The 8,595-nt window shown below is 65.6% G+C and carries 6 protein-coding genes; 3 read left to right on the plus strand and 3 right to left on the minus strand.

All coding sequences use genetic code 11. The features are described 5' to 3' along the window. Nucleotides 1–105: 105 nt before the first annotated feature. Both QQL87_RS25305 and QQL87_RS25310 read right to left on the minus strand, forming a co-directional pair. Complete coding sequence (locus QQL87_RS25305) at nt 106–1,248, minus strand: type III PLP-dependent enzyme (protein ID WP_284421556.1); 1,143 nt, start codon at nt 1,246–1,248, stop codon at nt 106–108. 674 nt (nt 1,249–1,922) lie between these two features. Then, entirely contained in the window at nt 1,923–2,183 is a 261-nt protein-coding gene (locus tag QQL87_RS25310; protein WP_284421555.1) for a hypothetical protein, read from the minus strand. Nucleotides 2,184–2,308: 125 nt separating this feature from the next. Here QQL87_RS25310 and QQL87_RS25315 point away from each other — a divergent pair, with 125 nt between their 5' ends. The 3 genes from QQL87_RS25315 to QQL87_RS25325 are packed head-to-tail and all read left to right on the plus strand — an operon-like array spanning nt 2,309 to nt 6,225. Next, nucleotides 2,309–4,390 carry a M3 family metallopeptidase gene (locus tag QQL87_RS25315; RefSeq protein WP_284421554.1) on the plus strand — a complete coding sequence of 694 codons (2,082 nt, stop codon included), beginning with the start codon at nt 2,309–2,311 and terminating at the stop codon, nt 4,388–4,390. Nucleotides 4,391–4,414: 24 nt separating this feature from the next. Beyond that, nucleotides 4,415–5,044: a DUF1007 family protein gene (locus QQL87_RS25320; RefSeq protein WP_284421553.1), complete on the plus strand. Its 630-nt coding sequence runs from the start codon at nt 4,415–4,417 to the stop codon at nt 5,042–5,044. Then, nucleotides 5,041–6,225 (plus strand): nickel/cobalt transporter, encoded by a 1,185-nt coding sequence (locus QQL87_RS25325; RefSeq protein WP_284421552.1) that lies wholly within the window; start codon nt 5,041–5,043, stop codon nt 6,223–6,225. The genes QQL87_RS25320 and QQL87_RS25325 overlap by 4 nt, the downstream gene beginning before the upstream one ends. A 692-nt stretch (nt 6,226–6,917) precedes the next feature. Here QQL87_RS25325 and QQL87_RS25330 read toward each other — a convergent pair. After that, entirely contained in the window at nt 6,918–7,799 is an 882-nt protein-coding gene (locus tag QQL87_RS25330) for an AraC family transcriptional regulator (protein ID WP_284421551.1), read from the minus strand. Between the last annotated feature and the right edge of the window lie 796 nt (nt 7,800–8,595).

The raw sequence follows: 8,595 nt of genomic DNA on the forward strand, positions 1-8,595 counted from the left end.
GTGGATCGCTCCCTCCCCCGCTTGCGGGGGAGGGTCGGGGTGGGGGAACGCCCCACCCGAAGCTCGCATCGGCTCACCCACGAATGGGTGGCGAAGGAAGCCTGCTCAGATGTGATACGTCTTCAGCGGGGGGATGCCGTTGAAGGCCACCGACGAGTAGGTCGACGTATAGGCCCCGGTCCCCTCGATCAGCACCTTGTCGCCGATCGAGAGCGTCACCGGCAGCGGATACGGCAGCTTCTCGTACATCACGTCGGCCGAATCGCAGGTCGGGCCGGCGAGCACGCACGGGGTCATGTCCGCGCCCTCATGCGGGGTGCGGATGGCGTAGCGGATCGACTCGTCCATCGTCTCGGCGAGGCCGCCGAACTTGCCGATGTCGAGATAGACCCAGCGCAGCTCGTCCTCGTCGCTCTTCTTCGAGATCAGCACCACTTCCGACTCGATGATCCCGGCATTGCCGACCATGCCGCGGCCCGGCTCGATGATCGTCTCCGGGATCTGGTTGCCGAAATGCTTGCGCAGCGCGCGGAAGATCGAGCGGCCGTACTGCACCACCGGCGGCACGTCCTTCAGGTACTTGGTCGGGAAGCCCCCGCCCATGTTCACCATGGTCAGGTTGATGCCGCGCTCGGCGCAGTCGCGGAACACCGTCGAGGCCATCGCCAGCGCGCGGTCCCACGCCTTCACCTTGCGCTGCTGCGAGCCGACATGGAACGAGATGCCGCACGGCTCCAGGCCCAGCCGCTTGGCCAGGTCCAGCACGTCGACCGCCATCTCCGGATCACAGCCGAACTTGCGCGACAGCGGCCACTCGGCGCCGGCGCAATCGTACAGGATGCGGCAGAACACCTTCGCGCCGGGAGCGGCGCGCGCGATCTTCTCGACCTCGGCGGCGCAGTCGACCGCGAACAGCCGGATGCCGAGCGCATAGGCGCGCGCGATATCCCGCTCCTTCTTGATGGTGTTGCCGTAGGAGATGCGGTCCGGCGTTGCGCCGGCCGCCAGCGCCATCTCGATCTCCGCCACCGTTGCGGTGTCGAAGGACGAGCCCAGCGAGGCGAGCAGCGACAGCACTTCCGGCGCCGGATTGGCCTTCACCGCGTAGAACACGCGGCTGTCCGGCAATGCCCGAGCGAAGCTCATGTAGTTGTCGCGCACGATCTCGAGGTCGACGACGAGACAGGGCTCGTGGTCCAAACCTTCCTCGCGGCGGTTGCGCAGGAATTCCCGGATACGTTCGGTCATAGCACCCTCCAAACGGCCCCAGCGACGGAGACCCGTTCAAAATGATCTCGACACGGGTGCCTTGGCGTTGCCGCCCGATGGAAAGGCGCCAAAACCTCGAACCCGTAGCCGAATTGTGCTGCCGTGGATTGGTTGGGAATTTCCCGCCCGCACACCTGGCAATGAAGGACAAGCCTTTTCAGTAGCCCGCGCCGGCTTTGGACTGCCGGTAGAGACCAAAAAAGCCCGATCCGTCGTTGCTTTAAGTCGCGTCCCCCGTTGAGAGCGGGGTGCGCCGGTTCGCCTCCGGCTGCCAGTCACGGTTGCAAAAGATGAGGTGACCTTCAGCGGCATCTCTTGAGAGAGATGCTGGGCTCTTGGAGCATGACGATCCCGATCGAACTGATCTTGATCGCAACGATCCGAGCGCCCCTCGGTTCCTCATCCCTTGGCGGCTGTCCGGCCTCTTGTCCGGATACCTACCGACTGACACACGACCACAGGCACGTGCGAAATTGGGCAGAAGCGGAAATAAGCGTTTTGAATTTCGTTCGCAAGGCATTTTTCGGCGCCGGGAAAGATTTCCCTAACCTGTGCTTACACGACACAGGCGCGGCGCCATTGTCTGAACGAACGTTAAGCGAGCTTAAAGCTTCGTAACGTTTTCGCGCTTGCTGGACAGTGTTTTCGTGAACTCAGCCGCGCCTGGTGAACGGCTCGATGCGCTGTGCGCCGCGGATGAAGCCGATCATCACGAACACGCCGATCGCGAACAGCACGCCCTGCAGGATGTGCGCGCCCTGATCGCCGAGCCCGAACAGAATCGCGAGTGCCCAGCCGCCGGCGAAGGCCGCGCCGAACACTTCGGCACCGATCAGGATCGCCGCCGAGATGACGGTGATCACGCTCTGCCAGGCGATCTGGCGCGAGGCGGTGGAGGTGGGCTGCTGGCTCATGGTCCGGGTCCTCTGAAGAGCGCGCAATCTCTCCGAAATGGCCCCGCCCTTCAAGGGGAAATGACCCAAAAAGGACCGCCTCCATGATATGAGGGGCGCCTCGCTATTCCGGGGAGCATGAGCCGATGTCCGACACGACCGCCACGATCGACGCCCAGAGCAATCCGCTGCTCGTGGCCTGGGAGACCCCGCACCAGACACCGCCCTTCGACGCCATCAAGCCGGAGCATTTCCTGCCGGCCTTCGAGCGCGCCTTCGCCGACCACACCGCCGAAATCACCGCGATTTCGCACGATCCGGCCGAGCCCGACTTCGCCAACACCATCACGGCGCTGGAGCGCTCCGGCAAGCTGCTCTCCAAGGTGGCGGCGGTGTTCTACGACCTCGTCTCGGCGCATTCCAACCCGGCCATCCTGGAGATCGACAAGGACGTGTCCTTGCGCATGGCGCGGCACTGGAACCCGATCATGATGAATGCCGTGCTGTTTGGCCGCATCGCGCTGCTCTACGACAAGCGCAAGAGCCTGACGCTGACCGGTGAGGAGCAGCGGCTGCTGGAGCGCACCTACACCCGCTTCCGCCGTGCCGGGGCCGGCCTCGACGATGACGCCAAGGCGCGGATGGCCGAGATCAACGAGCAGCTCGCCCAGCTCGGCACCACCTTCAGCCATCATCTGCTCGGCGAGGAGCAGGACTGGTTCCTGGAGCTCGGCGAGGATGACCGCGCCGGCCTGTCCGACAGCTTCGTCGCGGCTGCCAAGGCTGCAGCGGACGAGCGCGGCATGCCCGGCAAGGCGATCGTGACCTTGTCGCGCTCCTCGGTCGAGCCGTTCCTGCAGAGCTCCGCCCGCCGCGACCTGCGCGAGAAGGTGTTCAAGGCCTTCACCGCGCGCGGCGACAATGGCAACGCCAACGACAACAACGCCGTGATCGGCGACATCCTGGCGCTGCGCGAGGAAGCCGCCCGGATCATGGGCTTTGCGAATTTCGCCGCCTATCGCCTCGAGGATTCGATGGCGAAGACGCCGGAGGCGGTGCGCGGCCTGCTGGAGCGCGTCTGGAAGCCCGCGCGCGCCAAGGCGCTGGCTGACCGCGATGCGCTGCAGGCGCTGATCACGGAGGAGGGCGGCAACTTCAAGCTCGAGGCCTGGGACTGGCGCTATTACGCCGAGAAGCTGCGCCAGGCGAAGGCGAATTTCGACGACGCCGCGATCAAGCCGTATCTGGCGCTCGACAACATGATCGCAGCCGCCTTCGACTGCGCCACACGCCTGTTCGGCATCACCTTCACCGAGCGCAAGGACATCCCGGTCTGGCATCCCGACGTCCGCGTCTGGGAGATCAAGGAAGCCGACGGCCGCCACAAGGCGCTGTTCTATGGCGACTACTTCGCCCGGCCGTCAAAACGCTCCGGCGCCTGGATGACCTCGCTGCGCGACCAGCAGAAGCTCGACGGCGAGACCGCGCCGCTGATCATCAACGTCTGCAACTTCGCCAAGGGCGCCGACGGCCAGCCGTCGCTGCTGTCGCCCGACGATGCCCGCACGCTGTTCCACGAATTCGGCCACGGCCTGCACGGCATCCTCTCCAACGTGACCTATCCGTCGCTGTCGGGCACCTCGGTGTTCACCGATTTCGTCGAGCTGCCGTCGCAGCTCTACGAGCACTGGCAGGAGCGCCCCGAGGTGCTGCAGAAATTCGCGCGTCACGCCCAGACCGGCGAGCCGTTGCCACAGGATCTGCTCGAGCGTTTCCTCGCCGCGCGCCGCTTCAACCAGGGCTTTGCGACCGTGGAGTTCGTCTCCTCGGCGCTGATCGATCTGGAGTTCCACACTCAGCCGGCTGCGGCGTCGAAGGACGTCCGCGCCTTCGAAAAGGCCGAGATGGAGAAGATCGGCATGCCCAGGGAGATCGCGCTGCGCCACCGGCCGACCCAATTCGGCCACATCTTCTCGGGAGACCATTATGCGGCTGGCTATTACAGCTACATGTGGTCGGAGGTGATGGATGCGGATGCCTTCGGTGCCTTCGAGGAAGCCGGCAACATCTTCGATCCCGCGGTGGCCAAGCGGCTCCACGACAACGTCTACTCCTCGGGCGGCTCGGTCGATCCGGAAGCGGCCTATGTCGCGTTCCGTGGCCGTGAGCCGGAGCCCGATGCGCTGCTGCGCCGGCGCGGCCTGCTCGACGTTCCCAAGGCGGCCTGAGACGACGAGCCTGAGGTGATCACGATGCTGCGCTCTTTCCTCGCCATGCTGGCGCTCGTGCTTGGCGCGAGTGCCGCTCACGCCCATCCGCATGTCTGGGTCACCGCGACCAGCGAGCTGCTCTACGCAGCCGACGGCACGCTGACCGGCGTGCGCCATGCCTGGACCTTCGACGACATGTTCGCGACCTACGCGCTGCAGGGGCTCGAGACCAAGCAGAAGGGCGTCTACACCCGCGAGGAGCTGGCGCCGCTGGCGCAGACCAACGCGGAGTCGCTGAAGGAATACGCCTACTTCACCTTCATCAAGGCCGACGGCCGCAAGCAGAAGCTGGTCGATCCGGTCGATTATTATCTCGAATACAAGGACACCAAGCTGACCCTGCACTTCACCCTGCCGCTGAAGGCGCCGGTGAAGTCGAACCAGCTCCAGGTCGAGGTCTACGATCCCAGCTATTTCATCGATTTCCAGATGGCGGAGAAGGATCCCGTCAAGCTGGTCAGCGCTCCCGCGGGCTGCAAATTCGGCCTGGTGAGACCGAGCGACGGCGGATCCGTCGCGCAGACGATGAACGAACAGACATTCCTGAGCGGCGGGGCGAACGCCAATTTCGGAATGAACTTCGCCAACAAGATCTCAGTGGAATGCCAATGACGCAACTTCGCCCCGCCGCCCGTCCGCTCCTCACCTGTGCTGCTATCCTCGCAGCGCTCATCGCCGCCGACGCGACCTCGCATGTGCTGCTCGCCAAATCGCCGTTCGGCGCCCCGGCCGAGCCCCAGGTCGGCGGCATCGTCGGCTGGCTGCTCGCCAAGCAGTCGGAGTTCTACCGGCAGATGTCGGGGGCGATCCGCGCCGCCAAGGACGAGGGCTCGGCGGTGTGGTGGCTGCTCGCGATCTCCTTCGCCTACGGCATTTTTCACGCCGCAGGTCCCGGCCACGGCAAGGCGGTCATCGCGTCCTACCTCGTCGCCAACCAGGAGACGGCGAAGCGCGGCATTGTGCTGTCGTTCGCCTCGGGCCTGATGCAGGCGCTGGTGGCGGTCGCCATCGTCGGCATCGGCGCGGTCCTGCTCAACGCCACGGCGGCCACGATGTGCAGCGCCGAGAAGGTGGTGGAGATCGCAAGCTACGGCCTGATCGCGCTGCTCGGCGCGCGCCTGGTCTGGGTCAAGGGCGCGGCCTTCCTGCGCACCTGGCAGCCGGCGGCCCCCGCGCTCGCGCTGGCCGGTGCGCCCGCCGCCGCGGTGGCGCATGCGGCGCATGATCATGGCCACGCGCATGATCAGCAGCCTCGCGCGCATCATCATGATCATCACGGTCATGACCATCATGGCCACGATCACCACGGCCATGATCATCATCATCACGGCCATGCGCACGCGGCGGCGCAGGCGCATGTCCATGACGATCACGCCCACCACGATCACGTCCATGGCGACGATTGCGGCTGCGGCCATTCCCACGGCCCCGCGCCGAGCGAGCTCGCCGGCCCCGGTGGCTGGCAGCGCGGCTTCCAGGCGATCTTCGCCGCCGGCATCCGCCCCTGCTCGGGCGCGATCCTGGTGCTGGTGTTCGCGCTGGCGCAAGGCATGTTCTGGGCCGGCGTCGCCGCCACGATCGTGATGGGACTGGGGACCGCGATCACCGTTGCGACCATCGCGGTGCTCGCCGTCGCCGCCAAGGACATCGCCCGCCGCCTCAGCGCCGGCCGCGACGGCGGCGGCGCCCTGATCATGCGCGGCCTCGAATTCGGCGCTGCCGGATTGGTGCTGCTGTTCGGCGCGGGTTTGCTGCTCGGCTATCTGGCCGCGGAACGGACGACCTGCTTCTGAGCGGCTTCGCCGGCGACGAGCGAGCTACTTATTAGGTACTCGTCATGCCCGGGTTCGTCCCGGGCATCCACGTCGGTCCAGGGTTTCCAAGCGTCGTGGATGGCCGGGACAAGCCCGGCCATGACGACGTTGGAATAGCTGGACCACAAAATGTAGGGTGGGCAAAGGCGCGCTTGCCTCGGTCTCACGACATTCGCAAGTGTTCGGCGCGCCGTGCCCACCGCGCCACCGTACGGTGCCGATGGTGGGCATGGCGCGCCGCGCATCGGTGCAAGTTGAAACAGCACGTCAGCGCGCCTTTGCCCACCCTACGCTTGCTGCGCTGGGCACAATACCGGCCAACGTTGGCCACGATCGCGCAACAACAACCAATGTCGTCCCGGGCAAGCCGCGAGCGCGCGACAAGCGCGATCGTGGCGCCGACCCGGGACCCATACGCCGCGGCGGTCGTGATGTACGAGCTGCCAACCGCGCGCCTGCCTCAAACTGCTCCCTGGGGTTATGGGTCCCGGCTCGAGGCCGGGACGACAGCGGTGGTTGTTGGCGCAGCTGTTCATCTATCCGCAGCATCCGGCCGATTTGAGCGCACGAACCCTCGCCACACCGTCGTTGCGAGCGCAGCGAAGCAATCCAGGGCCAATCATGCCGCGCTACATTGCCCGCCCATCTCATCACGCCTTGCCGTCTGCCCGCTATTTCAGCGGCAGGAACAGCTCCGCGACCGTCTCGTGCTCCGGCACCTCCGGGAAGAAGCTCAGCCGCTGGCAGTAGATCGGGAAGTCGCGGGCTTCCTCGCCACTGGCCGGAAGCCAGTCGCGGTACAAGAAGAGCGCGGCGGGCTCCAGATTGTGGGTGTGGCCGACGACGCGCAGCACGGCGCAGCGACCGCCGGGAATCTCGCCGGCCTTGACCAGCTGGTCATCAGCGGCGATCGGCTGGTCGGTGCCGACGCAGAGATCCACGCTGTAGTCTTCAGGCGAGGCGGGGCGTCGCTCGGAGCGCCAGACGTTGAAGGTGGGACTTGTGCTGGGGTGAAGTCCGGCAGCCTTGCGCCAGGCGATGAAGCGCTGGATCGTGGCGCCGAGCGTCGCCGGGTCGCCGCGATGCTCGATGATCGCCACCGGCGTCGTCGGCACCTCGCGGATCGTCACGTCGTCTTTTGTAAAGGTCGTCTGCATCAGCTTGCTCCTCGCATCGTCGAGAGGCCCGAAGGCCGCAAGCCACGGCTCCCAGTCGGGAGATTTCCGGAACGATGACGGCGACTGTCCGAACCGTTGCCGGAAGGCGCGGGCGAAAGCGTCGGGTGCGTCGTAGCCGGCATCCATCGCGATGTCCGTGACGCTCTGGTCATCGCCATAAGCGAGCCGGTGCGACGCCCGCTTCATGCGGGCGAGCTGGACATAGCGATGCACCGACAGCCCGAACGTCGCCGTGAACTGCCGGTGGAAATGATATTTCGAATAGGCTGCGACGCTGCTCAGCGTCTCCAGGTCCAGATCCTCAGCCAGATGCCGGTCGATGTGATCGAGCACCCGCTGCATCCGGGCATGGTGTTTCTGAAGCGCCGCAGTCATCGTCTGGTCTCCGTGGCAACCCCAGCTAGCCGCATGCGGGCCGGGTGTGCTCGACCGATCTTGCGATTCTGTCACGGCCGCCGGCCATCGCCAAATCCGGACCGAGCGGCCGGCCGGGTCAACTCGTCATCCCCTGCGGCTTCCGGAAAAAATAATTATCTTGCGATTTTTCGGAATTCATGATTGTATCCGCGCATCCCGTCCTCATGCAGAGGGGCGTACGCGTCGTCACGATACGTTGAGGCGGGGAGCGGTGGCCGCAGGCCTGTCAGGTGCTTTTGCGCTGGACGATTGGCAGCCTGCGGACGGTCAAGCCGTGTGGTCCTGGCGCCCCGACGCTGGCGTCAAGCCTCGGTGACATGACGTGTCATCAGGCGACGGGGGCAAACAAGCCGGTCCCCGGGGAGAGCACGGAGCAGCCGTGAAGACCATCGCGCAGGGAAGGCCGGGCGTGTCCGGCTGCACCTGTGGTACCTGCCGCCTGCATTCTTTTTCGCAGGCGGGCCGCAGGCGTCAGCCGACGCCTGGCCTTCCCTGCGCCCTTTGCATTGTCGAGGGGCACCACGATCGCAAACCTCGGGCGTCATCCGCCGCGAGACCGCGGTGCTGTGTCCAGTGCGTTTGAAATGGGAACGAGTGCGCCGACCCGCGACATCGTAACAACCATGAAATTCATCTTCGCGGCGATTGAAGATCGGAAGACGGGCGCGGCGCACATGAATGCGCCCTCTCCCCTTGCGGGCTACCGTATTCACACATCGATATTGAATACGGGAAGAACGTCTGATTCCCTGTC

It is taken from the genome of Bradyrhizobium sp. SSBR45G (assembly GCF_030159255.1).
In the GTDB taxonomy this organism is placed as follows: Bacteria; Pseudomonadota; Alphaproteobacteria; order Rhizobiales; family Xanthobacteraceae; genus Bradyrhizobium.

Coding starts and splice junctions, on each gene's coding strand:
- QQL87_RS25305 (WP_284421556.1), bottom strand. CDS start 1,248: ATGACCGAACGTATCCGGGAATTCCTGCGCAACCGCCGCGAGGAAGGT.
- QQL87_RS25320 (WP_284421553.1), top strand. CDS start 4,415: ATGCTGCGCTCTTTCCTCGCCATGCTGGCGCTCGTGCTTGGCGCGAGT.
- QQL87_RS25330 (WP_284421551.1), bottom strand. CDS start 7,799: ATGACTGCGGCGCTTCAGAAACACCATGCCCGGATGCAGCGGGTGCTC.
- QQL87_RS25325 (WP_284421552.1), top strand. CDS start 5,041: ATGACGCAACTTCGCCCCGCCGCCCGTCCGCTCCTCACCTGTGCTGCT.
- QQL87_RS25310 (WP_284421555.1), bottom strand. CDS start 2,183: ATGAGCCAGCAGCCCACCTCCACCGCCTCGCGCCAGATCGCCTGGCAG.
- QQL87_RS25315 (WP_284421554.1), top strand. CDS start 2,309: ATGTCCGACACGACCGCCACGATCGACGCCCAGAGCAATCCGCTGCTC.